Origin of the sequence: Pseudoalteromonas sp. 0303, assembly GCF_013349995.1 — a bacterium.
GTDB lineage: Bacteria > Pseudomonadota > Gammaproteobacteria > Enterobacterales > Alteromonadaceae > Pseudoalteromonas.
This window is the reverse complement of sequence record NZ_JABVXF010000010.1, coordinates 75,005-100,148: the sequence shown is the minus strand read 5'-3', so window position 1 is coordinate 100,148 and position 25,144 is coordinate 75,005. Positions and strand designations below refer to the sequence as shown.

22 protein-coding genes and 1 pseudogene are annotated in these 25,144 nt (G+C 42.3%); 12 read left to right on the top strand and 11 right to left on the bottom strand.

The genetic code is table 11. From position 1 onward, the window contains the following. The first annotated feature begins 6 nt into the window (after positions 1–6). Positions 7–1,197 (top strand): amino acid aminotransferase, encoded by a 1,191-nt coding sequence (locus HUS62_RS09070; RefSeq protein ID WP_175079240.1) that lies wholly within the window; start codon positions 7–9, stop codon positions 1,195–1,197. Positions 1,198–1,274: 77 nt separating this feature from the next. Here HUS62_RS09070 and HUS62_RS09065 read toward each other — a convergent pair whose 3' ends face one another. The 8 genes and pseudogenes from HUS62_RS09065 to HUS62_RS09030 all read right to left on the bottom strand — a co-directional run bounded on the left by HUS62_RS09065 (position 1,275) and on the right by HUS62_RS09030 (position 9,520). Continuing rightward, positions 1,275–2,021 carry a DUF3379 family protein gene (locus HUS62_RS09065; protein WP_175079239.1) on the bottom strand — a complete coding sequence of 249 codons (747 nt, stop codon included), beginning with the start codon at positions 2,019–2,021 and terminating at the stop codon, positions 1,275–1,277. Next, positions 2,021–2,569, bottom strand: a pseudogene (locus HUS62_RS09060) (sigma-70 family RNA polymerase sigma factor); the annotation flags it as partial. The pseudogene HUS62_RS09060 and the gene HUS62_RS09065, both read right to left, overlap by 1 nt. Before the next feature lie 78 nt (positions 2,570–2,647). Next, a complete protein-coding gene (locus HUS62_RS09055) occupies positions 2,648–4,321 on the bottom strand; it encodes a BatD family protein (RefSeq protein ID WP_175079238.1) in 1,674 nt (557 codons plus the stop codon). Further along, the gene (locus HUS62_RS09050) at positions 4,315–6,192 is read right to left on the bottom strand and encodes a VWA domain-containing protein (RefSeq protein WP_175079237.1); all 1,878 of its coding nucleotides are present in this window, start codon (positions 6,190–6,192) and stop codon (positions 4,315–4,317) included. The genes HUS62_RS09055 and HUS62_RS09050 overlap by 7 nt, the downstream gene beginning before the upstream one ends. Before the next feature lies 1 nt (position 6,193). Continuing rightward, on the bottom strand, positions 6,194–7,180 hold the full coding sequence (locus tag HUS62_RS09045) for a VWA domain-containing protein (protein WP_175079236.1): 987 nt from the start codon (positions 7,178–7,180) through the stop codon (positions 6,194–6,196). Continuing rightward, positions 7,173–7,613, bottom strand: coding sequence for a DUF4381 domain-containing protein (locus HUS62_RS09040; protein WP_058586363.1), 441 nt, complete (start codon positions 7,611–7,613; stop codon positions 7,173–7,175). Before HUS62_RS09040 ends, HUS62_RS09045 begins: the two co-directional genes overlap by 8 nt. Positions 7,614–7,615: 2 nt before the next feature. Continuing rightward, positions 7,616–8,560 carry a DUF58 domain-containing protein gene (locus HUS62_RS09035; RefSeq protein WP_175079235.1) on the bottom strand — a complete coding sequence of 315 codons (945 nt, stop codon included), beginning with the start codon at positions 8,558–8,560 and terminating at the stop codon, positions 7,616–7,618. Between the two features lie 3 nt (positions 8,561–8,563). Then, a complete protein-coding gene (locus HUS62_RS09030) occupies positions 8,564–9,520 on the bottom strand; it encodes a MoxR family ATPase (protein ID WP_054553219.1) in 957 nt (318 codons plus the stop codon). 336 nt (positions 9,521–9,856) lie between these two features. Between HUS62_RS09030 and fadI the strand changes: the two genes are divergently transcribed. From fadI to HUS62_RS09015, 3 genes are all read left to right on the top strand, one after another. After that, on the top strand, positions 9,857–11,167 hold the full coding sequence (fadI, locus tag HUS62_RS09025) for an acetyl-CoA C-acyltransferase FadI (RefSeq protein ID WP_054553218.1): 1,311 nt from the start codon (positions 9,857–9,859) through the stop codon (positions 11,165–11,167). Then, positions 11,167–13,392 (top strand): fatty acid oxidation complex subunit alpha FadJ, encoded by a 2,226-nt coding sequence (gene fadJ, locus HUS62_RS09020; RefSeq protein ID WP_175079234.1) that lies wholly within the window; start codon positions 11,167–11,169, stop codon positions 13,390–13,392. The genes fadI and fadJ overlap by 1 nt, the downstream gene beginning before the upstream one ends. A gap of 133 nt (positions 13,393–13,525) precedes the next feature. Further along, on the top strand, positions 13,526–14,056 hold the full coding sequence (locus HUS62_RS09015; protein WP_175079233.1) for a GNAT family N-acetyltransferase: 531 nt from the start codon (positions 13,526–13,528) through the stop codon (positions 14,054–14,056). Positions 14,057–14,069: 13 nt separating this feature from the next. On the opposite strand, the gene HUS62_RS09010 is transcribed toward HUS62_RS09015, so the two are convergent. Beyond that, entirely contained in the window at positions 14,070–14,456 is a 387-nt protein-coding gene (locus HUS62_RS09010; RefSeq protein WP_054553214.1) for an MmcQ/YjbR family DNA-binding protein, read from the bottom strand. Positions 14,457–14,646: 190 nt separating this feature from the next. Here HUS62_RS09010 and yeiP point away from each other — a divergent pair, with 190 nt between their 5' ends. From yeiP to HUS62_RS08975, 7 genes are all read left to right on the top strand, one after another. Further along, positions 14,647–15,219 (top strand): elongation factor P-like protein YeiP, encoded by a 573-nt coding sequence (gene yeiP / locus HUS62_RS09005; RefSeq protein WP_130052017.1) that lies wholly within the window; start codon positions 14,647–14,649, stop codon positions 15,217–15,219. Positions 15,220–15,365: 146 nt separating this feature from the next. Further along, complete coding sequence (locus HUS62_RS09000; protein WP_175079232.1) at positions 15,366–16,094, top strand: RDD family protein; 729 nt, start codon at positions 15,366–15,368, stop codon at positions 16,092–16,094. Continuing rightward, positions 16,091–17,041 (top strand): stage II sporulation protein M, encoded by a 951-nt coding sequence (locus HUS62_RS08995; protein ID WP_175079231.1) that lies wholly within the window; start codon positions 16,091–16,093, stop codon positions 17,039–17,041. The genes HUS62_RS09000 and HUS62_RS08995 overlap by 4 nt, the downstream gene beginning before the upstream one ends. After that, on the top strand, positions 17,031–18,491 hold the full coding sequence (locus HUS62_RS08990) for a hypothetical protein (RefSeq protein ID WP_175079230.1): 1,461 nt from the start codon (positions 17,031–17,033) through the stop codon (positions 18,489–18,491). The genes HUS62_RS08995 and HUS62_RS08990 overlap by 11 nt, the downstream gene beginning before the upstream one ends. Beyond that, positions 18,481–19,629: a DUF4350 domain-containing protein gene (locus HUS62_RS08985; protein WP_175079229.1), complete on the top strand. Its 1,149-nt coding sequence runs from the start codon at positions 18,481–18,483 to the stop codon at positions 19,627–19,629. Before HUS62_RS08990 ends, HUS62_RS08985 begins: the two co-directional genes overlap by 11 nt. Further along, the gene (locus HUS62_RS08980) at positions 19,626–20,609 is read left to right on the top strand and encodes a MoxR family ATPase (RefSeq protein WP_175079228.1); all 984 of its coding nucleotides are present in this window, start codon (positions 19,626–19,628) and stop codon (positions 20,607–20,609) included. Before HUS62_RS08985 ends, HUS62_RS08980 begins: the two co-directional genes overlap by 4 nt. After that, entirely contained in the window at positions 20,606–21,925 is a 1,320-nt protein-coding gene (locus tag HUS62_RS08975) for a DUF58 domain-containing protein (protein WP_175079227.1), read from the top strand. The genes HUS62_RS08980 and HUS62_RS08975 overlap by 4 nt, the downstream gene beginning before the upstream one ends. Positions 21,926–21,994: 69 nt before the next feature. Here HUS62_RS08975 and HUS62_RS08970 read toward each other — a convergent pair whose 3' ends face one another. After that, positions 21,995–22,471 (bottom strand): DUF4234 domain-containing protein, encoded by a 477-nt coding sequence (locus tag HUS62_RS08970; protein ID WP_175079226.1) that lies wholly within the window; start codon positions 22,469–22,471, stop codon positions 21,995–21,997. Between the two features lie 221 nt (positions 22,472–22,692). Between HUS62_RS08970 and HUS62_RS08965 the strand changes: the two genes are divergently transcribed. After that, complete coding sequence (locus HUS62_RS08965) at positions 22,693–22,887, top strand: hypothetical protein (protein ID WP_058586342.1); 195 nt, start codon at positions 22,693–22,695, stop codon at positions 22,885–22,887. Here HUS62_RS08965 and HUS62_RS08960 read toward each other — a convergent pair. Then, the gene (locus tag HUS62_RS08960; RefSeq protein ID WP_404936068.1) at positions 22,884–24,998 is read right to left on the bottom strand and encodes an EAL domain-containing protein; all 2,115 of its coding nucleotides are present in this window, start codon (positions 24,996–24,998) and stop codon (positions 22,884–22,886) included. The two genes, HUS62_RS08965 and HUS62_RS08960, sit on opposite strands and share 4 nt — an antisense overlap. Positions 24,999–25,144 lie beyond the last annotated feature (146 nt).

Here is a 25,144-nt window from a genome sequence, read left to right as displayed (position 1 = left end):
TAGTCAATGTTCTCAGAATTAAAACCATTACCAACAGATCCTATTCTTGGCCTAATGGCGGCCTTTAAACAAGATACAAACCCAAAGAAAATCGATTTGGGTGTAGGTGTTTATAAGGATGAGCAAGGCGATACGCCGGTATTAAAAGCGGTTAAAAAAGCGGAAGCGTTTCGTTTAGAAAACGAAACCAGTAAATCGTACATTGGCTTGGCAGGTAACCTAGATTACTGTCAAAAAATGGAAAACTTATTACTGGGTGAGCATCCAGCACTTTTAGCTAACCGTGTTCGCACTGCACAAGCACCAGGTGGTACAGGTGCATTACGTGTTGCAGCTGAATTCATCAAGCGTTGCAACAAAGATGCGACGGTATGGGTAACTACGCCAACGTGGGCAAACCACATCAGCTTATTTGAAGCGGCGGGCTTAACAGTAAAAGAATACCCTTACTATGATTACGAAAATAAAGACCTTTTATTTGATGACATGATTAATACCCTTAAGCAAGTGCCTAAAGGTGATGTTGTGTTATTCCACGCATGTTGTCACAACCCAAGCGGTATGGATTTAAATGCTGAGCAATGGAGTACCGTTGCTGATCTTGCTGTTGAAGTTGGTTTCACGCCACTGGTTGATATTGCTTACCAAGGTTTTGGTTCAAGCCTTGAAGAAGACGCAGCGGGTCTTCGTAAATTAGCAGCAGCGGTAGATGAGTTAATCATCTGTTCTTCTTGTTCGAAAAATTTCGGTTTATACCGCGAGCGTATCGGTGCATGTTCAATCATTGCTAAAGATGCAGCGACTGCTGATATTTCTAACTCTGTATTACTAAGCGTTGTACGTAGCATCTATTCAATGCCGCCTGCACATGGTGCTGATATTGTTAGCACGATTTTAGGCAGCACTGAGCTGACGCAAATGTGGCATGACGAGCTTGATGAAATGCGTAATCGCATTAATGGCTTACGTACTTTAATCAAAGAAAGCTTAGCAGCGAAAGGCATTGAGCAAGACTTCTCATTTATTGACCGTCAAAATGGTATGTTCTCATTCCTAGGTATTAATAAAGAGCAAATCGAGCGCTTACAAAAAGAGTACTCTATCTACATTGTGGGTTCTAGCCGTGTAAACGTTGCTGGTATCAGTGATGCAAACATTGATTACTTTGCAAATGCAGTAGCAGACGTCTGTAAGTAACCTGCTTTATAGCGATAAAAAAACCGCAGTGACTGCGGTTTTTTTATGCCTGTAATATGTGTTACTACGAGTAGGTATTAATGCAGCCAGCGAATGGCGTCATTGATCATACTGTTGTAGCTATCAAGTGGAGCGCCAATACTCGCTATTAAGATAGTATCCGCTCGCTCACCACGGTTGATGTGGCCAGCGAAACGCTCATCATTGAAATCATCAGAGCCGGTGCCAAATGGTTGCTCGTCAGAAGGGACAATGAATACCGTCATCGGGCCAAAATCAGATTCAAATACCAAGTGCAGGCCTTTTTTGCCTTGAAAGTCACAAAACATTAAATAGGTTACTTTACCTGGTAGCTCATCTAAGTGTCCGCCAATGGTGGCAAACTTTTCGTTCACATAGGCAAGGTCTATCGCTTCATGTTTATCTAGCGAGCCTATCTCATGGTATAGGTGCGCAAAGGCATGCTCACCCACGCTGTATAACGTATGTTGTTTGTTAGTGACAAAGAACACACTAATTGCCACTAAAAACGACGCTGCAGCGGCTAAATACAAGCGATTAAAGGCAAAGCGCGACTTAGCCTCAATAATGGTGTCTAGCGGCTTTTCAGCGTTCTCTTCTTCAGCATAGGTATTATCAATAATTCGCTTTGCTAAATTTTCAGGCACGGGGATGTTTAGCGTTTTGCTTAGTTCATCCTCAAAGGCACGTACATCATCGATAAACGCCTGTTTATCTGTGTCCTGCTCGGCAAACGCTTCAAGTTCCTTATCAATAGTGCTTGGCTCGGCGAGGATGCGGCGGCGAAACTCGAGTTCATCCATTAATTTGATGCTCCTCTAAGTTGATCATCATCACTGCTTAAAGCCTCTTTAAGCTGGTTTCTGGCACGGAAAAGTCGTGTCATGACAGTATTTTTATTTAAATCGAGGATCTGGGCGATTTCATCGCCAGAGCAACCCATTACTACTTGTAATAGCAATGGCTCTCGATACTCTTGTGATAACTTTCCTATTTGTCGTTGAATCACTGTTTGTTCCATTTCAGCATCAAGGGTTGTACTTTGTTCATCCACAAGGGTGTCGTTTTCAACATCGGCGTAATCAAATTGTTTACGTTCAAAGCGGCGTGCATTCTCACGACGCAAAATAGTTAACAGCCAAGGTTTGACTGCTTGTTGATCTTGCAGTGAATCCAAGGCACGCCAAGCCCTCAGGAAGGTTTCCTGCACTAAGTCTTCAGCAATGTTCTGATCACGACACAACCAATACGCAAAGCGAAAAAGCTCACTGTGGTAGACATGAACCAGCGCTTCATATCGCTTTTGTTTTTCTGTCATAGTAACTAAGACCTGCCTATCAGAAAAAAACTTTCTGAGATTATTATTTTTTTCTTAAAAAAACGGCTAATTCAAGATTAGCCGTTTATATTCAACCTATTAGGTTAATAGTTAATCGTAAAGATTTTTTAATTCAGTATCATTACTTGTCGATTTCGTTTGGTTTGTTGCTTGGCTTAGTAAGCTGACGATTAAACTTAAATCAACCTGTTCATCTGCTGAACTATAAAGTTTAGTGCGTAATTTAGCAATTTCATCATTAAGTTGTGTATTTTTCAGCGATGCTAGTAAACACTCGATGGAAGCTGCATTTTTACCTGTCTGCTTTTTTGCATAAAGGTTCAATGCGTTATAAAACCCTGAGCTGTTGTTTTGCTTTGCAAACTGCTTAAGCTCATTCAACGATACTGATGAATCACTGGTAGGTAATGGCTCCGCTGTCGACTGTTGAGGGCGCTTTTTAATGTAAAGCACTAAGGTGATTAACCAAAGCCCATAGCCGACAATTGCCACGATAATAAGCCACACAGGGGCCGTGACTTGCGTAACGGTTTGTACATTAGTTGGCGTATCACTCAGCTCATTAGTTGGCGTATCACTCAGCTCATTAGAGCTTGCGGTTTGCGGCTCTACGATAGCAGGAGCTGTTGGTGTGAGTGGATTTGTACTTGGTACTACCGTTAGTGTGCGTGCAGGTATGGTCGCATAGCTAATACGATTGATTTTAGTATTAAACCAAGGCAGCTTTATTTCAGGCAATGTGTAAGTGCCCGGTGTTTGCGGTAATAAAGCATAAGAAGCAGTTTGCTGTGAAATAACGCGGCCATCACGTACCAGATGATTACTCTCTTTTTCATCAGGGTAACTTCTAAAACCTTGCACCTGCGGCATATCGATATCAGGAAGTTGCTCTTTAGTAACCCCCAATGCGGTTAAGGTGATAGTTCGAGTGATTGGCGTGCCAACTTCAACGGTGTCGTCTTTTGGTTGCCATTGCTCATCAAGGTTAACCAGTTCACTTGGTAGCCATGCACCTGTGTAGTTATCTGGAATTGGCTTGATTTCAACATCAACATCTTCGCCCATCGCTGACACAGCCATTTGGCGATAGTTTTGACGAATACGGCCGTTGAACACAGGTGCCGTAATAGTATTTACGCCACTTTTTTGTGGCTGCACTAAGTACTCACGGGTGATCACTAAATAGCGTTTGCCATCAATTAACTCATAGTCTTCAGATTGCTTGTTAATTGGGGTTAGCTCAGCGTTTTCCATTTCTGGCGTAGTTAAGTTGCCATCAAGCAATTCTTTGTTGTTGTCTAAATACAATTTAACCGTATAAACACCGGCTTCTTGCACGTATAAGCTAGTTGGCTTGATGCTTGTTTTAATGAATGCTTCTTTATTTTGCTCTGAGGTTTGACTGCGCTTAGCTACCGTTAGCTCAATGGGTCTTGAACTGACACCAGCTACAGTAAAGGCAGGGATGGTATAAGTGCCTTCTTTGCGGGTCATCAGCTTTACAGACCAGTTAGTTTGCTTACTGATTTCACCATTAATAATATTAGTGCGCGAGCTAACACTGGTCGGCCCAACAACAAAGTCTTTTAATAGCACCGAAGTGTCTGGTTGTTCGCTGTTAATAGAGTCGTCTGCTGAGATGGTTAAAACAAAAAACTCACCGGCAAGGACAGGGTTTTTATCAACACTTGCCTGTAGCTGGGTGGCAGCCCAAAGCGGCGCTGCCGCGATTAGCAATAAACAACATAATAATCGCATTACCATGATTTTTCGGCTCCTCGTGGACGACGTTGATAGTTTCGTTTTTGTGCTTCTAATTGCATTTTATTTCTTAATAAGATCGCTGGATCATCGGGAACTTTACGCAGCAGCTGGTTAAGTTGCTGAGCTTTTTCTTTCTCTTCATTGGTCAGTTCAGCAGCTTGTGCTTGCATAGCCTGTTGCTCTGCTTGCTGTTTAGCTTGTTCGTCGCTTTGTGATGGCTGTGGCTGAGCATCTTGTTGCTCGGGAGCTTGCTCTGGCTGTTGTTCACCTGATTGTGACGACTTGTCTGCTTCAGATTGCATTTCAGGTTTGTTTTGTTGGTCACTATTAGACTCGCTTTGCTCACCTTTTTGATCTGATTGCTCACCTTGGTCTGAAGGTTGTTGGCCATCTTGCTGCTCACTCTGCTCAGAGTTTTCGCCTTGCTGTGAATTTTCACCCTGTTGCTTTTGCTGGTTATCTTGCTGGCCATCAGAGTTTTGTTGATCATTGTTTTGCTGTTGATCTTGTTGCTGCTGTTGTTGCTCTTGCTGCTTTTTAGCTTCTTCCACAATTTTTTGATTAGAAAGCGCCTCAGGGAAGTCTTTCTTAAGTTTCAAAGCTTGTTCGTATGCAGCCATCGCTTCATCAAATTTGCCAGCTTTTGCAAGCGCATTTCCGTAGTTGTAAAAACCCGTCGCAGATTTATCTTCACTAAATGCATCCACGGCCGCTTGGTAATTACCTTGCTGATAAAGAGCTGCGCCTTTTAATTGCGTGTTTTGTGCTTGGGCGGCTTGTTCAAATTGATTTTGCTGATAGGCATCGAGAGCCCGTTGGTCTTGATTCTTAAACACATCAGGTAATTCAGCGGCGTAAACTTGTTGCTGAGGTAATAGCATAACAAACAAAAAGCCAAGTACTAGGCTACTACGGCGAATTAAAAATAGCGCTAACGGCAATAAAATAACTAGGCCGTAAATACCTGCATCAACTCGCCATAATGCTTGGCTTTGTTTCTCATCTTTGAGTATTTCAGCATTGGCAGTGGGGGCAAATGTTTGAATATCCTGATTACTGGTTTGATACAGTGCGAATTTGCCACCGCTGTTGCGCGCAAGCGAACTTAAGCGGCTGATATTTAGCGTCGGAATCACAATCTGCCCTTGCATATCTTTTAAAAAGCCACCTTCTGGTAACTTAATCGGCGCACCTTGCTCTGTGCCGACGCCATAGACATTTAAGCGATAATTAGACTGAGCAGTAAAGCGGCTAATATCTTCTTGATCTAAGCTATCAACCCCATCGGTGACTAAAATAATATCACCATCTAAATAGCCTGCTTGTTTTAGTAAATCGTCGGCTTTTTCTAGGCCTTCAATAACATTCGAACCTTTGCTCGGCATGATATCAGGGCTTAGACTTGGGATAAGGTTAGCCAAAGTGCTAGCGTCATTGGTTAGCGGCGAAATTGTGAATGCAGAGCCTGCATAAGCCACTAATGCCGTATCACCTTCTTTGAAAAGCTCAATCATATCAAGTGCTTTAAAGCGAGCTTGCACTAACCGGCTTGGTGCGATGTCGGTACTGAACATGGAGTACGACATGTCCATCACAATGACCCGCGCATTCTTTGCTTGAAACACCGGGACTTGTTTCTTCTCAAAGCTTGGACCTGCTGTAAACACGATGGCTAACAGAGTAAAGACGGCAACTAGCCAAAGCGGTTGGCTTTGCTTTTTATGATTGTCGCTCATTACAAACTGCGCCAAATGGGGCGCAATTAAATCAGCGGGAGCGCTTTTTTTGTTGCGTACCAACAGCACACTAAAAATAATCAGCGCGGGAATTAATAACCAAAGTAGGGCAGGGCGAATAAATTCAAAATCCATACTAGCTCTCCTGCTTAAATTGGCGAATAAAATTGACGAGCATTGCTAAGCTTATTAAGCCTAGCGCCACAAGCAGTGGAATATAAAACAATGAAATTTGTGGGCGGAACGTTTGCTCATCGTTACTAATAGGCTCTAGCTTATCGAGCTCTTGATAAATTTGCTGCAAACCTGCCATATCTTTTGCTCTAAAGTATAAGCCGCCAGTTTGCTCGGCAATGCGTTTTAGTAAATTTTCATCTAAGTTACCGCCACTCATTCCACCCATATTAAACAGGCTAAATCCACGTGGATTATCAGAGCCAACACCTATGGTATATACCTTAATGCCTTCTTCGCGGGCTAACAGCAGGGCATCTTCTGGATCAAGGTTACCTGCGGTGTTTTGGCCATCGGTTAATAGTACAACGATACGGTTACTTTCATCTTTATTAGCAAAACGCTTTACAGATAAACCTAATGCATCACCAATGGCTGTTGCTCTACCTACTAGACCAATTTGCGCTTCGCTGAGCATTTGGCTCACGGTTTTAACATCACGAGTAAGAGGCGTTTGTAAAAATGCGGTATCACCAAATAAGATAAGACCTAGTCGGTCACCTTGACGCTGTTCAATAAAGTCACTGAGTACGGCTTTTACCATGGTAAGCCTATCGACATATTGATTCTGATAGGCCATATCTTGCTCTGTCATCGAGCCAGATAAATCCACCGCCAGCATAATATCGCGGCCTTCATTAGGCAGCGTGATAGGTTCATCAAGCCAAGTTGGGTTTGCAATAGCGACAACCAATAGAACCCATACTAGCCACTCGAGCAATGAGACTTTTCTGCTATGTTGCTGCACTGCTTGATTATTTAAACCCAGTTTAGCAAAGCCCGGGATACGTAAACGTAACTGCCCTTGCTGCTTTAACGGCATAAAGCGGCTTAATAACCAAGGCAGAGGTAAAAGCACAAAACACCATGGCCAACTAAACTCAAACATTAATTGGCTCCTTGAGTTTAAAGTTGCTAATAGCACTGCGTAATTTAGCTGCAAGTTCAGCATTATTACTTTGCTGCTGATAAAGCGGCATCAACTCGTCGTAACTAAAGTTATCGCCACTCAGTTTCGATAAACTTTCAGACCACTTTGCCAAAGGCTGAGAAGCAAGCTGACTGCTGTAATAATGGCGAGTTAAGCGTTTTAAAATAATGTGTAGCTCTTGCGCGTCATCATCACTAAGGGTTTTACTTAACTTAATGGCTTGTTTTTTGGCTTTCTTAAATTGCTGGTTTTTATATAAAAGCACTAAGCCGATAATTAATAACGAACCAACTAAGGCAATGATCAGCCACCAAATTGGAGCAAGTGGCCACCATGCAACCTCGGTCGGTGCAATGACATCATGTAAGCCATCTAGCGGATTTTTTTGCATTGTTACTTTCTCACTAATTGCAGCTCAAGAGGAGTGGCTGCACTGAATGAAATTAAACTAAGCCCAGATTTTTGTAAGCGTTTTAATCTGTTAGAAAACGACTCTTCAGCTGACTTGGCAAAGCGCTCGCGAAATTGCTTATCCATTAGTGGTAAAGCAAGTTCTTGGCCATTTGCCGACACAGTTACTGTTTGTTTAAAAGCAGGTAACTGATGTTCAAATGGGTCGCTAATATGGCAGCCAATCAATTCACAGTGCCTGCTCAGCATTTCAAGTTGTTTGAAACTTGCTTCATCAAGGGCGCTAAAATCAGACACGATATAAACCAAGCTCCCTGGTTTTGCTAAATGATTAAGACGTTTAAGGTTTTCGCTGAATAAGCTGGTGGCTGTTTGATCGATATTAGTCAGAGCTTGGCTGTGAATATCACATAAGTTGTGACAAAGCTTTAACACTGCTTTCTCTCGAGAAGTTGGTTTTAATTCGTGATGACCTTGCTGGTTAAACACCAAGCCACCAATGCGATCACCTCGTTGACACGCCGACCAAGCAACCAGTGCGCTAATGTGCGCTGCTTGCACCGACTTTAACAGTAACTTTGAGCCAAACAGCATCGAGTTAGAAAAGTCGGTAAAGACAAAAACAGGGCGTTCTTTTTCTTCTTGAAACAACTTAGTGTGGGTTTCGCCAGTACGTGCAGTAACACGCCAGTCGATAGAGCGTATGTCATCACCGGCTTGGTAATGGCGCACCTCGGCAAACTCCATACCACGCCCTTTGTGAGGCGCAAGGTATTGCCCAGCCAAGCTGTTTTTGATTTTTACTTTGGGCGCAAGTTCTAGCAAACGAGCTTTGGCTTTGTAATACATCAACTCTTTGAGTGATAAATTAACGCCTTGACTATGACTCGCTGCTAACCACGCCGCTGGATCAAATTGGCTCGACATAGCTTATGGTACTGCCACCAATTCTAAAATACGGCTGATCACATCGTCTTTACTGATGCCATCGGCCTGCGCTTCGTAACTTAAGATAATACGGTGACGCAATACATTGTGCAGCACAGCTTGAATATCATCTGGGGCAACAAAGTCACGGCCTTCTAGCCAAGCATGCGCGCGAGCACACTTATCAAGGGCAATCGTTGCACGTGGGCTTGCGCCATATTCAATCCAGCGACCAAGTTGCTCATCAAGCTCTGCAGCTTCACGAGTGGCAACAATTAACTGTACTAAGTATTTCTCAAGCGGCTCAGCTAAGTACAAACCTAATATCGCTTTACGGGCAGCAAATAGTTCACTTTGACTAATTTGTTGTGTCGTTGCTTGTTTATCAGAAATGGCCTCGCCACGGGTTAGGCGTAGGATATCTAATTCGTGTTCAGCACCCGGGTAATCAATGCTTAAATGTAGTAAAAAGCGGTCAAGCTGAGCTTCTGGCAGTGGGTAAGTGCCTTCTTGCTCTAGCGGGTTTTGGGTTGCCATAACCATAAATAGATCAGACAGCGGATACGTGTTTTTACCAACCGTTACTTGGCGTTCAGCCATAGCTTCTAGTAGAGCTGATTGCACTTTAGCTGGGGCACGGTTAATTTCATCAGCCAAAATTAGGTTATGAAATAACGGGCCCTTTTCAAATACGAACTCACTGGTTTGCTGGCGATAAATATCAGTGCCAGTCACATCCGCAGGTAATAAGTCTGGGGTAAATTGTACACGTTGGAAACTGCCTTCAACGCCTTTCGCTAAGGCATTAACTGCACGCGTTTTCGCAAGACCCGGAGGGCCTTCAACTAATAAGTGGCCATCTGCCAAAATTGCGATTAACAGTGCTTGAGTTAATTGTGGTTGGCCGATAATTTGCGTGTCTAGGTATGATTTTAATTGTGAAAATGCGTTAACTGCCATAATAAAAAGACTGTCCTAAAAGCGTGAGTCAAAAATTGTTTTTGTTATGCGCCAATACGTTATGTTCAGTACCGATAAATTCTTTGCGCGGTACCGTGGTGGGGCGCTATTAACAAGTTATAAGGATTCAAAAGTTATAACACAAGTGTTAGACACAAAATCCTCAAATAGTTCGTTATTTTTTAAGGATTTTTAGCCTACCATATAAATACGGTGTTTTTTTGTAAATAGGCCGAAAAAAGCCTATGGTTGAAAACTTACTATTGGCATTCGTACACGGGTTGTTTTAGAATCAGGAAAAACAAACAGGTCAGACCTGTCAGCGGGAGAGCATAAATGTCTGAGCAAAATATACTTAAAACAGCAAAAGGCGATCGTATCGCTATCGTTAGCGGCTTGCGAACGCCATTCGCAAAGCAAGCCACAGCATTCCATCATGTACCAGCCCTTGATATGGGTAAGTTAGTTGTCAACGAAATGCTTGAACGACTTAACTTTGATAAATCTGAAATTGACCAACTTGTATTTGGACAAGTAGTGCAAATGCCAGAAGCGCCAAATATTGCCCGTGAAATCGTATTAGGTACGGGTATGCCTGTTTCTGTTGATGCTTACTCTGTTTCGCGTGCGTGTGCGACAAGTTTCCAAGCCATTGCTAATGTAGCCGAGTCAATTATGGCTGGCTCAGTGCAAGTAGGTATCGCCGGTGGTGCTGACTCATCGTCTGTATTACCAATTGGTGTTAGTAAAAAATTAGCGGGTAGCCTTGTTGATTTAAACAAAGCACGTACGCTTGGCCAGCGATTAAAGATTTTCTCTAAACTACGTTTAAAAGATTTACTTCCAGTACCGCCAGCGGTCGCTGAGTACTCTACTGGTTTATCTATGGGTCAAACAGCAGAACAAATGGCAAAAACGCATAGCATCAGCCGTGAAGATCAAGATGCTTTAGCTCATCGTTCTCACACCCTTGCAAGTCAGGCGTGGGCTGATGGTAAACTTAAAGATGAAGTAATGACTGCCCATGTAGCACCTTATAAGAGCTTTATTGAGCAAGACAATAACATTCGTCATAACTCAACGGTTGAAGGCTACGCGAAATTAAAACCAGTATTTGACCGTCAACACGGATCAGTGACTGCAGCTAACGCAACGCCATTAACTGATGGTGCCGCTGCGGTATTAATGATGAGCGAGAGTAAAGCCAAAGCATTGGGTTACGACATTCTAGGTTATGTACGCAGTTTTGCTTTCTCTGCAATTGGTGTACATGAAGATATGCTAATGGGTCCGGCGCACTCAACGCCAATTGCTCTAGATAGAGCAGGTATCACATTAGCTGATTTAGATTTAATCGAAATGCATGAAGCATTTGCAGCGCAAACATTGGCTAATATGAAAATGTTTGCGTCAGATAAATTTGCACAAGAAAAGCTAGGTCGCAGCAAGGCGATCGGCGAAATAAACATGGACAAGTTCAATGTATTAGGTGGCTCACTTGCATACGGTCACCCATTTGCGGCAACAGGTGCGCGCTTGATCACGCAAAGCTTACATGAACTTAATCGTCGCGGTGGCGGCTTAGCGCTTACGACTGCGTGTGCAGCGGGTGGCTTAGGCGCAGCCTTTGTATTGGAGAGTGCGTAATGACAGATTCAGTATTTAGTTTATCAGTGGCAGATGACGGCGTAGCCGTTGTCACCATTGATGTGCCGGGTGAGAAAATGAACACCCTGCGCAGCAGTTTTGCAGAAGATTTAAAAACCTTACTTAAAGACGCACAAGCGCAAGCAGTAAAAGGCATGGTATTTATCAGTGGTAAAAGCGATAACTTTATCGCCGGTGCTGATATTAAAATGCTTGATAGCGCCAATAGCCGTGAAGATGCATTAGCGTTAAGCGAAATGTGTCAGCAAGCATTTTTTGATATGAAAAAGCTGCCTTTCCCAACAGTAAGTGCTATTCATGGTGCAGCGTTAGGCGGTGGTTTAGAGTTTGCTTTAACATGTGATTATCGCGTGTGTTCAGACAGCGATATTACTAAGCTTGGTTTGCCAGAAGTACAGTTAGGCCTACTACCTGGTGGTGGCGGTACTCAACGTTTACCAAAATTAGTTGGCTTGCAAAAAGCACTTGAGTGGATGCTTACAGGTAAGCAAGTGCGTGCTAAGCAAGCGAAGAAAACAGGCTTAGTAAATGACTGTGTACCACATAGCGTATTGCTAGATGTTGCTAAAGAGTTTGCTCTGAAAGGTAAGGCGAAGGCTACTAAACCTAAGCTAGACCGTTTAAGTCAATTACTTGAGTCAAACCCATTTGGTCGCAATATTATTTTCAAAAAAGCACAAGAAAACGTGCTGAAGAAAACAGGTGGTCACTACCCAGCACCTTTAGCCATTATTAAAGCGGTTCGTGCAAGTGTTGAGCTTGATCAGTTAAAAGCATACAAAACTGAAGCTGAAGGCTTTGCCACGCTGGTAATGAGTGATGAGTCAAAAGCATTGCGCGGTATTTTCTTTGCAACCACTGAAATGAAAAAAGAGTGGCGTAATGATGATGCACCAGCAATCGCTAAAGCGGCAGTATTAGGTGGCGGCCTCATGGGCGCGGGTATTGCTCATGTTAGTGCTGTAAAAGCGGGTGTTCCAGTGCGCATTAAAGATGTGGCTGAAAAGGGTATCAGCAATGCAATGAACTACAGCTATAAGATTTTAGATAAAAAGCAAAAGCGTCGTATTTTATCTAAAGCTGATTTACAACAAACCATGAACCGCATTACCGGTACCACCGATTACAGCGGCTTTAAACACATTGATATCGTTATCGAAGCCGTGTTTGAAGATCTTGCTTTAAAGCAAGGTATGGTGGCTGATGTAGAACGTGAGTGCCAAGACAACACTATTTTTGCAAGTAATACCTCATCATTACCGATTGCACAAATCGCTGCTGATGCAGCACGCCCAGAAAATGTAATTGGTCTGCATTACTTCTCACCTGTTGAGAAAATGCCACTTGTTGAGATCATTCCCCACGCCGGTACGTCTGAAGAAACTATCGCACGCGTTGTTAACTTTGCCCGTAAGCAAGGTAAAACCCCGATTGTGGTTAAAGACATGGCTGGTTTCTATGTAAACCGTATCTTAGCGCCTTATGTTAATGAAGCGGCTAATTTACTGCTTGCAGGTGAGCCAATTGAAAAGATTGACCAAGCATTGGTCGAGTTTGGCTTCCCGGTAGGGCCTTTAGCGCTTCTTGATGAAGTAGGGATTGATATCGGTTCTAAAATTGCGCCAATCCTTGAAAAAGAATTGGGCGAGCGCTTTAAAGCACCTGACGCCTTTAATCGCTTAATCGATTCTAAGCGTTTAGGTCGTAAGACTGGCCGTGGTTTTTATCTTTATGATAAGAAGGATAAAAAAGTGGATGAGTCAGTTTACGAGCTACTGGGTGTTACGCCATCACCTCGTTTAAACAAGAGCGAAATTGCTAAACGTTGTGTTGCGCAAATGCTGAACGAAGCGGTGCGCTGTTTAGATGATGGCATTATTGCAAGCCCACGTGACGGTGACATTGGTGCTATTTTTGGTATCGGTTTCCCACCATTCTTAGGCGGTCCATTTAGCTATATGGATAAACTGGGTGCAGCACAAGTAAGCTCAGAAATGGCGACTTTTGCTAACTACAACCCAATTTTCACACCTTGCGATACGTTAAAAGCAATGGCTGAAAAAGGTGGTCGTTTTTACCAAGCAGAAAGCGAAGAGCCGGCAGTAGTTGAAGCTACGCCTGTCGATCCGGTTGAAGTAACCAAAGAAGTGGTTGAAGACGAGCAAGCGTCAGAAGATGCTGATACAGAAACGACTAAAAGCTAATTCTTTAAATTAGTTAATTTAAAAGCCCTGCTCATTGAGCGGGGCTTTTTTCTTCTATATTGGCCATAAGTGGTATTTAACTCGTGAAGTCGGTTTGTTATAACTAGACTTATTTACAAAGCGATTAATCACCATGACTCTCACCACTGCGCGATTAACATTACGGCTATTAAATGCCGATGACTGGCCATTGTTTTATACTTTGCATAATGATGCCGAAGTGATAGCTAAATGCTTCGATAAGCCCTCAGAGGCGCAGCTGCGAGCTAAGTTTAATGAACGCTTAAAGCCTTGGCAGCCAAATTCGAATTCACCACTTTGTTTAGTTATTGTTGAAACCAGTACGGGTAAAGAGGTGGGTGTAACTGGGTTTACTTCATCAACAGTGCCAGATAGTCAAGAAGTCGGTTATTTGCTGTTGCCTAATTTTCATGGTCGTGGCTATGCCACAGAGTCTTTGCAAGCAGTGCTTGATTACGCCAAATCAGAACATGCCGTGCGTGAATTTAAAGCGGTTGTCACCGAGGGTAATATCGGTTCAGAAAAAGTACTTGAGAAATGTGGTTTTCAGTTAGTCGATAAGCAGCTAGATGCGTATGCTATTGGCGGTGTTTTGTATACCGATCATCATTTTCATTTAAGTTGCACCGATCACAGAGCGTGATCAGTGCGCAATTTTACAGATGAAGCTCAATCGCTTTTCTGTCTTTTTCTGGCATATTCGCAACCACTAAATCAAACGAATTATCAATCATTCGTTCAATCTCTCCTTGTGGTACGGTGCCGTCTAAAATAACCGTATTCCATAAACGTTTGTTCATGTGATAACCCGGGATCACCGACGGGAAAATATCACGCAGTGCTTGGGCTTCATCTGGATCGCATTTCAGATTTAGCCACCATACAAGGTTTCCCTCATCGTCTGTTTGGCCTTCTTTGCCCTCGGCAAGGGTGGCAAACATTTTATGATTCACCTTGTAAACGTCGACATCTTGGCCAAATGGTTGGGTGATCATCACCAATGGCTTTTTCATTAAATACTCGTGTACTGTGTGTTGATTCATGATCCAATCCTTGAAGTCATTTTTCGTAGTTATAAAGATAGCAGCTTTTTTGTAGTTTTGAGACAACTATTGTCATAATTTGCTGAAAAATCGAATAAATAACGGCTGCGAGTCAAAACTGTAAATTTTTATTGAACAAAAGCCATTACGTGGTAAATTTCTGTCATCAAAAAACGATAGGAATACACCCATGCCTAAGGCAAGTGAAGTTAAAAAAGGCGCCGCTATCGAGCATAACGGCCGTGTTTTAGTAGTTAAAGATATTCAACGTTCTGTACCACAAGGTCGTGCTGGTGGCAGTTTATATCGCATGCGTTTATACGATGTGGTAACAGGTGGTAAAGTTGATGAAACATTTAAAGACAGCGACATGCTAAAGCTTGCTGATCTCATTCGTCGTGAAGCCATGTTTTCTTACATTGACGGTGAGGAGTATGTTTTCATGGATAACGAAGACTACACGCCATATAACCTAAATAAAGAAGCTATCAGCGAAGAGATTTTATTCGTTAATGAAGAAACTCAAGGTCTTCACGTGATTGTGATTGATGGTGCACCGGTTGGCTTAGATTTACCATCGAGTGTTGAGCTTGTAGTTGAAGAAACTGACCCATCAATCAAGGGCGCTTCAGCAAGTGCACGTTCAAAGCCTGCACGTTTAACAACGGGTTTAACGATTCAAGTTCCTGAGCATATTTCGACAGGCGACCGTATTCGTATTAATACCGTTGAGCATAAATTTATGGGTCGCGCAGAAAAATAATTCTGTAACCCCTTTGAAAACCGGCTTGTAGCCGGTTTTTTTGTTTTGTTTGTAACGCGCTCATAACAAAATTCATTGAAAAAGGAACGAAAAACGCGCATTATTATTGGCTTACGAAAACAATAATAAATACCAGTAGTAGATTAATGTTGAACCACGGATTGGAAAACAGAGAATACATCAAACTCCCCGAAGGCGTTGATATCGCCATTACTCCCGCTGGCGTTGTTGCCCGAAGCTATGCCTACATTATCGATTTTATTATCCGTAGTTTGGTCTTACTTGCTGTAGGTACTGTATTGGCCTTTTTTGGTGATGCAGGGCAAGGACTTATATTAATTGCTTACTTTTTAATTTCTTGGGGTTATAACATCCTGTTTGAAATGGAAAGTGGCCAAACGCCAGGTAAAAAGCGCCTAAAAATTCGTGTTGTGCAAGACAATGGCTTACCAGCAAGCTTTTCGCAAATTGTAGTGCGTAACTTACTACGGCCTGCCGACATGCTACCGATAGGCTATTTCTTGGGCCTTGTAGTTATGTTGTTCAACAACCGTTTTAAACGCATTGGTGATTGGGCAGCAGGCACTATGGTCATTTACGACGATGAGTTAGCAGCGCGCCCTGAATTATCTCAAGGTGAAGTGCATATTCCTACCATTAGCTTAACCACCGAAGAGCAATTAGCGGTGCTTGCATTTGCAGAGCGTCATGATGAGTTATCTGATGCAAGGCGCCGTGAGTTGGCAGCGATTTTAGCTGCACCGTTTTCTGCTGAAGAGCATGAGATGGAGGCGCAGCTTGTTAGTTACGCACGCCACTTTGCAGGCCAAGTTCAACACGATAACGATTACCCGCAGCAGGAGGGTAAGCAATGAAGCAAACTCAATTTGTAAAATCAAATAGTGTCAGTTGGGATGAGTTTGAAGCACTTTGCGAGCAAAGTAGTGCGGAGTCTTTACCTGTTAATTTACCTAACTTGTATCGCAAAGTCTGTAATGATTTAGCCATTGCGCAAAGTCGTCAATACAGCCCGGTGTTGATTGAGCAAATAAATAGGCTGGTACAGTTAGGACAAAAGCGCCTTTATTTATCTCGAAGCAATCAATTTTCCGAAATATGGCATGTGGCCCGCACGGCATTCCCGCGTGCACTGTATGAAAATCGTTTAATGCTTGGTATTAACTTATTGGCATTTTGGGGATTGGCCTTAATTGCTTTTATTTGGGTGACAATAGACCCTGATGCTGCGTATACATTTTTAGGGCAAGGCACTGTCCTTAATATCGAACAAATGTATAACCCTAGTGGTAGCGTTCAATCGGCGGAGCGCGGCGCATCGCAAGATCTGATGATGTTCGGGGTCTATATCTACAATAACATTGGTATCGCATTTCAGATGTTTGCAGGTGGCGTATTGTTCTGTGTTGGCGCTGCTTTTTTTCTATTGTTCAATAGTTTTTATTTTGGTGCTGTTGCAGCTCACATTGTGAATGTTGGATTTGAAGGGCCGTTTTTTTCGTTTGTAATAACCCATGGCTCATTTGAGTTAACCGCTATCATCATTGCCTCAGCGGCCGGGTGTCAAATAGGTTATGGCTTGTTAAATCCTGGGCAGTATACTCGCGCATATGCGATGAAACAGGCTGCACAAAAAGCGCTTCCATTGATTGTTGGCGCATTTTTAATGTTAGTCATTGCCGCTTTTATCGAAGCATTTTGGTCACCCCGTGATATTGCTAACGAAGTTAAATATTTAGTTGGCAGCGGTTGTTGGGCTTATGTCGTTTTTCGCTTATACAGGGGAATGCGTTATGGAGCTTAATCGACTTAGCTTCAATCCTCGCAAGCGCAGTGCTTACGAAACCTTTGATTTAACAGTGTTGCTAGTTAAGCAGCATGCTGTGGCATTGGTCTCTTTGTATTTGATGATGGCAGTACCCGTATTTTTGATTGTCGGCTTTTTATTAAGTTGGGGCATAGGTGGCTTTGTTGTTTGGTGGCTTAAACCTGTATTTGAGCGACCTTTACTCGATTACATGTCAAAAGCGGTTTTCAATCAGCCAGTCAACATAATGAGTAGCTTAAAGTCACTCAAGCAGTTAAAAATCGCTGATATATTAGCGCATTTAACCGTTTTTAGGCTCAGCCCAAACAGAGCATTTTTAGCCCCTGTAGAACAACTTGAACGACTATCAGGTGAGCGCAAAACTAAGCGTAAGCAGGTGTTGTTTGCTTCAACTAAGCCTAAGCAGACATTGTGGATGCTGTTCTGTGTACATTTTGAGTTTATCTTATTGATGGGAATATCGGCACTGACAATTGCACTTGTGCCCCATTCATTCTCTGCACAAGAAGCCATGTACCAAATATTCGAAGCGCCAATCTGGGTTGAGATAGCGTTTAACTTTATTTATATCATCAGTATCTCGTTAGTCGCACCGTTATTTGTAACAGGTGGTTTCCTTGCTTATTTACACCGTCGAGTTGAACTAGAAGGCTGGGATATCGAGCTGGCATTTAAAAATATTCGCACCCGTCTTGCAGGCGTAGTCAGTGCTGTAGCACTACTTATACTTACAACGTTTACACTGCAACCATCAACAAGCTATGCAGAGCAAATCGATAAGCAAGCGGTAAAAGAGCAAGTTACGGCTCTTTATAATGAGCCTAATGTCATTGAAACTGAGACCACGTGGGTGCCAAATATCGAAGCAAAAGATAGCTCATCAGATAGTGATTGGTCTTGGCTTATCGATGTGTTTACTGCCATTGGCGAAGTGTTTGGCGTGTTAGTTTGGGTATTGGTCGGTTTATTAGTTATTTGGCTAGTTTATTACCTGATGCAAAAACGCGGTTTTTTTGCCAACTTAAGCTTGCCTGAGCGCAGTAAAGTGAATGAAGAGCCTGTTATCCCAACTTTATTTGCAGAAATTAAAAGTAAGGATCTACCAGCAGATTTAATTGCCGCTGCAAAGCAATGTTTTGAGCAAGGTGAGCACCGCTTGGCGCTGGCGTATTTGCTTCATCATGCGCTGAGTTGGGCGCAGCAACAACATGAAGTGCGCTTGCACCGCTCGATGACTGAGCGCGAATGTAAACGTGCAATAGATGCTAGGGTGCCAAATCAAGGACAAGCAATTTTTGCCCGCTTATTTTCTGCGTGGGTCACGGTTGCTTGGGGCCATAAAACCCCTGATATCGACTTTATCGAGCTGACAGAGCAAATTACGGCAATGACAGCAGAGACTAAGGAGCAAGCCCATGAAGCTTAAGGTTGTGCTCATAGCGGTGCTAGTGGTTTTTAGCTTATTTGTTATTGCTGGTATTGCTTCTTTAGATTGGCAGAAAAAAGAAATAGAAATTGGCTTTCATAGTGATGTGGCAAAAGATAACTTTACGATGGCTAAGCGGCTACTTAAAGCCAATGGTATCGATTGGAATAAAAACAAACGCTTGGCAGAGCAAGCACAAAGTGATGAGTTAAACATAGACCCACAAAGTATCTTAATTTTGGATGAGGCGGTGCTTGCTGACTCCTACCAATTAGATGTACAGCTTGCTGATTGGGTCGCTGAAGGCGGGCGTTTAATTTATGTATTAAACAGGCAACGTGATGAGCTGGCAATTGATAGCACCGTATTTTTTAGTCAGCTTGGCATCAATGTAGAAAGCCAAGAAGATGTGTTTGAATATGACTTTGCGATGCTCAAAGAAGGGAATAAAAATAGTACTTTATCAATTGATGAAAACACTCAGCTTGACCTTGAGCTAAGCCGTGCCTTTTTTATTGAAAACTGCCCCGGTGTGAGTACCAATAATGATAACGGCGATACCTTGATGTGTGACTTTGCATTTGGTCAAGGTCGGGTCATTGTGATGCCATCGCTGTTACCTTTTACCAATTACCGACTTCGCCATCTGGATCATGGCAGTTTATTACTTTGGTTAAGTAAAGGGGCTGAAAAAGTAACCTATGTACCTTATCTAACTTACCCAAATTGGTTTGCCAAATTATGGCACTGGAGCTGGCAATTTGTGGTGACGTTGCTGTTATTAATTGTGCTTGCAGTGTGGCATATCAGTAGTCGTATCGGCCGCTCTTATGCTCCTGACTTCGATATAAAAACCAGCTTTAATCAGCATATTCGAGCAGTAGCAAACTTTTATTCAGAGCATGGTCACGAAGCCGTGTTATTTACTGCACTCAAGAAAGATTTTTACGCCAAAGTAGAGTCGCGAGTGCCTAACTTTAAGATGCTTAGTGCTGAAAAGCAGGCGCAGATCATCGCTAATTTAACTCATTTTGAAAAACAACAGGTGGCTGAGTTGCTTGCTAGCAAGTTGCCTGAGTCCAAAGAACAACGAATAGAATATATAAAACGATTTAAACAATTAAGGAATGCCTTATGAGCACGGAATTAGACACTAATCGCATGAGCTTAGTTGAGGCAGCTGATGCAGTAAAACAAGTAAAGCATAACATTTCGCGTGTGTTAGTTGGTCAAGATGCCATTGTTGAAGATGTGCTTACGGTGCTCTTTGCGGGTGGTCATGTGTTACTTGAAGGGGTTCCAGGGCTTGGTAAAACGCTACTGGTTAGAGCCTTAGCAAAAAGCTTAAATGTAGACTTTTCGCGAGTGCAGTTTACACCGGATTTAATGCCTTCAGATGTTGTTGGTCATAGTTTGTATGATATGAAATCAGGTGAATTTAATATCAAAAAAGGCCCTGCATTTACTAATATTTTGCTAGCTGATGAAATCAACCGTGCACCAGCTAAAACGCAATCAGCTCTTCTTGAGGTGATGCAAGAGCAACAAATCACCATTGATGGCGAGTCATTATCTATTGATTCACCGTTTATGGTATTAGCCACTCAAAACCCATTAGATCAAGAAGGGACGTACCCACTGCCTGAGGCTGAATTAGACCGTTTTATGATGAAAGTGGAGCTTGGTTTTCCTTCTCATGAATCGGAAGTTGAGCTTTTAAAACTGAATACACAAATTGTCTCTAATGAAACCAAAGTAGAGCAGCTGCCAGCAGTCTTGGATGCTAAGCGTATTGCGGAAATTAAACAGCTTTGTGCAGATATCTTAGTGGACGAACAAATACTGAATTATGCCGTCGATATCGTGCGTAGTTCACGAACGTGGCAAGGCGTGCTGCACGGCGCAGGGTTACGTGCCTCAATTAATATCATTAAAGCCGCAAAAGTAATGGCATTAATGAATGGCCGTGACTTTGTAACCCCAGATGACGTGAAGTCAGTGTCAGTGAATATTTTAAGACACCGATTAATTTTATCGGCTGATTTGGAGCTGGAAGGGGTGTCATTTGATGAAGTGATCAGTGCCATTTTAGCCAGTGTTGAAGCGCCGCGCTCATGAAACGCATCAAGCATAGACCTGCAAAACGCTTTATACAATTAACAGCTTTACTGCTGTTATTGTTGCTTGTCTGTGCCATTGCATCAGTTGACAGCTTAGTGCTAACGGCCTTGTTATTAGTGCCTTTATTGCTCGCATTTGTAGATTACATGGCAGCGAAGTCAGAGCCTTTACTTGAAGTAAGTGCACAAACGAGTCTCAACATGGCTTTGTATCGACGCCAAGCATTACAGGTAGTGATTAAAAATAAAGCGAAGCATGCGACCATGCTAGATGTCAGTGTTCATTTAAGTAATGCAATTGAGCTGAAAAAGCCACAGCAAACGGTGTTTATAGATGCAATGCAACAAGCTAAGCAGAGCTTTAGCTTACGCGCTCACAAACGAGGTGATGCGCAGATCAGTGCCATTGAACTTAGGGTAGGGTCGCCATTTGGTCTTTGGCAAACAAACTGGTTAGCTGAGCAAGCAATTCAATTAAAAGTGTATCCCGACTTTAGCCGTGTTACTTCAAAGCAGCATTTAAATGGCGTAGTGAATAAGCCTATTTCAGGCTTAAAGCTCACTAAAAAGCGCGGTGATGGTATCGAATTTCAGCAATTACGCGAGTATCGCCAAGGTGATAGTGTTAGGCAGATAGACTGGCAGGCGACCAGTAAGCGTCGAAAACTCATTTCTCGTGAGTATCAAGAAGAGCAAAACCAACATGTCATAGTGATGCTAGACGCTTCTAAAAAAATGGCCATTGAAGCTAATGAAGGCAGCCACTTTGATCATGCTTTAAATGCATTGCTACTGCTGTCACACACAGTTTTAAAGCAAGGTGATTGGTTTAGCATGCAAAGCTTTAACCAAAATCTGCGCTGGTTACCTGATGTAAAAGGTGCGCAGAATGTATCACGGGTGATGAATCACTTTTATGATCTATACCCAGATAAGAGCAGCAGTGACTATTTAGTGGCTGTAAACCAATTAATCGCTAAACGCAGTAAACGTTCTTTAGTGTTATTAGTTACTACCCTTGATGAGCAAAGCATTGATGAGTTAATGCCTGCAATTAAGCTATTACAAAAACACCACTTAGTGGCACTTATTAATATTAATAATCGTGCAGTAAATGAGGTGCTCGATGAGCCTATTGAAAAGTACGAAGATGCAACCAGCTATTGTGCAGCATTAGCGCTGTTAAATTCACATAAAGCCAATATGGCGAAGCTAAAAAAGCAAGGGGTGATAGCCATAGACTGTAACCCTGAGCAACTACTACCGCATGTGCTTAACACTTATTTAAATGTGAAGCACTCCGGTGCATTGTAATAACCTAATAGCAACTGGCAATAAAAAAGGCATTGAATTCAATGCCTTTTTTATTAAATAACGAAACGATTATTTTTGATTATCAATAGCTTCATTAATTTTGTATTGGAAATAAATAACGTTAAAGAAAAAAGTTAAAATACCACCTAAATGAACTGGCTCATTACTGCCTTCATTAATTAACTCTTTAATCGATGTACGAAGAGAGAAAATTAGTACAATGGCAACAACAAAAGAAATCAGTGACATAATACCACCAATTTCAGGTGAAATTCCTGTAAAAGACAACGCAATATTCACAATGTACAAAGCAACATAGCCATAAACTAAGCCTTGGCTTACCTGGTTTTTTGCTAATGCATTGGCTTTATTGGTTCGGCTTACTAGCCAGTATACGGCGTAGATACCAAATGTGAAAAGACATAAAAAGAACACGCCCCAAGCAGAGAAGCGGTCAAAGTTTAAAATAGGTTTATTACCACCATTATTTTGCTGAGTAAGCTCAGCTTCTGGTGCTTCATAGATGTTAGCTGATTCTTCAGACATAACGATTCCTCATGATTATTTTTGTATATTCCTTTGTGCTGATAGCACGTACCGATAATAGCAGTTAGCTTGGTTTTTGTACATCATTTCAACAGCCTAGCAAGTAAGGTTAATTACCATAAAGGTCAGTATAAATAAGCCTTATAGAGGAAATAGCATGAGTGAAGTTTTAAAGCTTGCTGAAATTATGTACACTGCCGCTGATTTTAATGAGGTGCTGTGTGTTATTTGTATTTTTGAGCTGTGTATTTATTCTGGTGATGTATTTAGAGTCTCTATCTAAAGGGATGCCGGTAAAGCGTTGGATGCTGTTAGGTGGAGTGCTTGGGCCTGTCGCTTGGTGTCTATTTAACGTGCATTACCGCCGTGCATTTGTGCGCCATGTTGGCCGCCAATCTTGTGGCTGGCGACCTTAAACTTCTGCAGTTTTTAACAGGCTCGGCGCAGATTTATCGAGTTGTTTTTGTAGGAAGGCAGTAAATTCAGGCTGAGACAGTGGCTTAGAGTAATAGTAGCCTTGAACCGTCTGGCACTTTAACTGTTCTAACATTACAACCTGTTCGGCTTGTTCCACCCCTTCAGCAACCACATGCAAATCAAGGTTATGGGCAATGGTCACAATTGAGTCAACCATATTACGGCCACGTTCTGATTGCATATCATCAATAAAGGCTTTATCAACTTTTAAGGTATTAAGCGGGAACTGTTTAAGATAGGCTAAAGATGAATAACCCGTGCCAAAGTCATCCATTGCAAGGTGAATACCACGAGCACTAAGTGAACGCATGACTGCAATTGCTTCGTTAGGGTCGTCCATTACCGTGCCTTCGGTGATCTCTAGCTCAAGGAAGTAAGAGGGCAGTTCATTCTTTTGCAAAATCACATCAATACGAGTGGTTAAATCAGGTAAGCTAAACTGCTTAGCCGATAAGTTCACAGCAACACGACCGTTGAATAAGCCTTGATCTATCCATGCCTTTACATCGCGGCACGCTTTGTTTAAAACAACTTCACCAATTTCGATAATTTGCCCAGTTTCTTCAGCGATAGGAATAAACACTCCTGGGCTGATCACACCTTTTTTCGGGGTAATAAAGCGCACAAGAGCTTCCATACCATCGAGTTTACCTGTACGAATATTCATCTTCGGTTGGTAATACACTTCAAAATGATCTTCTTTTAGGCCGTAACGCATTAAGTTTTCGATTTGTAAGCGTTTAACTGCTTCACGGTTCATAGTGTCGTTGAAAAACAGATAGCTATTGCCTTTTTTCTTAGCGTGATACATGGCTGTATCGGCATTTTTAAGTAATAGCTCTGGGGTATTGCCATCTTCAGGGAACAGCACGATACCGACACTTGAGGTGATCACTAGTTCGTGACCTGCCATATTAAAAGGGGTGGCGATTGCGGCTAAAAAGAGTTTTGCCATGCGAGTGATGGTATGAATATCGTTGGTACCCGACATTACCAGTGCAAACTCATCACCGCCTAGGCGATAAAACACATCTTTTTCACGGGTTAACTTATTCAAACGCATCGCAAGCTTAGATAGCAAGCTATCACCAAGTTGGTGACCCAGAGAGTCATTAATCTTTTTAAAGTTATCTAGGTCAAACACTAATAAAGCGTGATGGTTATCTTGCTTAGCGAGTTTTTTCAGATTGGTGAAAAATAAGTTTCGGTTAGGTAAACCTGTTGTGCGGTCGCGGTTCGATAAATTATGTAATTGCGATTCGGCTTTTTTACGCTCAGTTTGATCTGAAAACACAACGACATAGTTACATATTTGGTTGTGCTCATTTTTGATTTCATCAATTGAAATTTCAATTGGTAGCAGTTGCCTTTTCGCATTGCGAAGTTTAACCTCTTGCTGCCAATGCTCCGTGGCTTTTACAGTGGCTTTAATTTCATCCACATAGCTTTGGTCATAGCCATTTAAGGTAAAATCTTTCTTTAAATATTGCTCTCGAGTACCACCAAATAGCGTTAAGAAGCTTGGGTTTAAGTCAACCAGCTTAAAGTTTTTATCGAAAATGGCGATGGCGTCAGTTAGCGACTCAACGCATTTAGCGAATAGGTTTAAACGGGCTTCTGTTGATTTAAGCTGAGAAATATCTCTTACAGTGCCTGTCATACGCAAAGGGTTGAGGTTTGCGTCTTTTTCGATGATTTTGCCGCGATCTAGTACCCAATGCCAACGACCGAGGCTGTCTTTAATCCGGTAACTTGCTTCAAAAAAGGCGGTGTGTTCGGCAAAGTGTTTTTTTAGGGCTGTTTCAACGTGTTGTAAGTCGTGTGGGTGAATCAATTCGCGGTTAGGGGGAAAGCCGCTGCTACTGTTTGTATCTGAGGTGTATTTATCATTAATTCGCAGCACTTCTCCGGTTTTAATATTCCAATCCCAGAGGGTATCGCCACTGCCTTCTACGGTACTTTTTAAGCGATGTTCTGAAATACGCAGTTGTTTTCGAGAGCGCTTTAATTTGAAAATTATAAATAATAGGTACGGCAATAACAGCATCATAATAGCACTTGGAATAAGCAGCAATGTGCTCTGTTCAAGCTCTATGGGGCTGGCGGATGCTGAAAAAATCCCAGCCATACTTATTGTTAAAAAAGCAGAAATCATTTTTATTATTTTTATCATTAATGCATTACCGTAATTCGCAC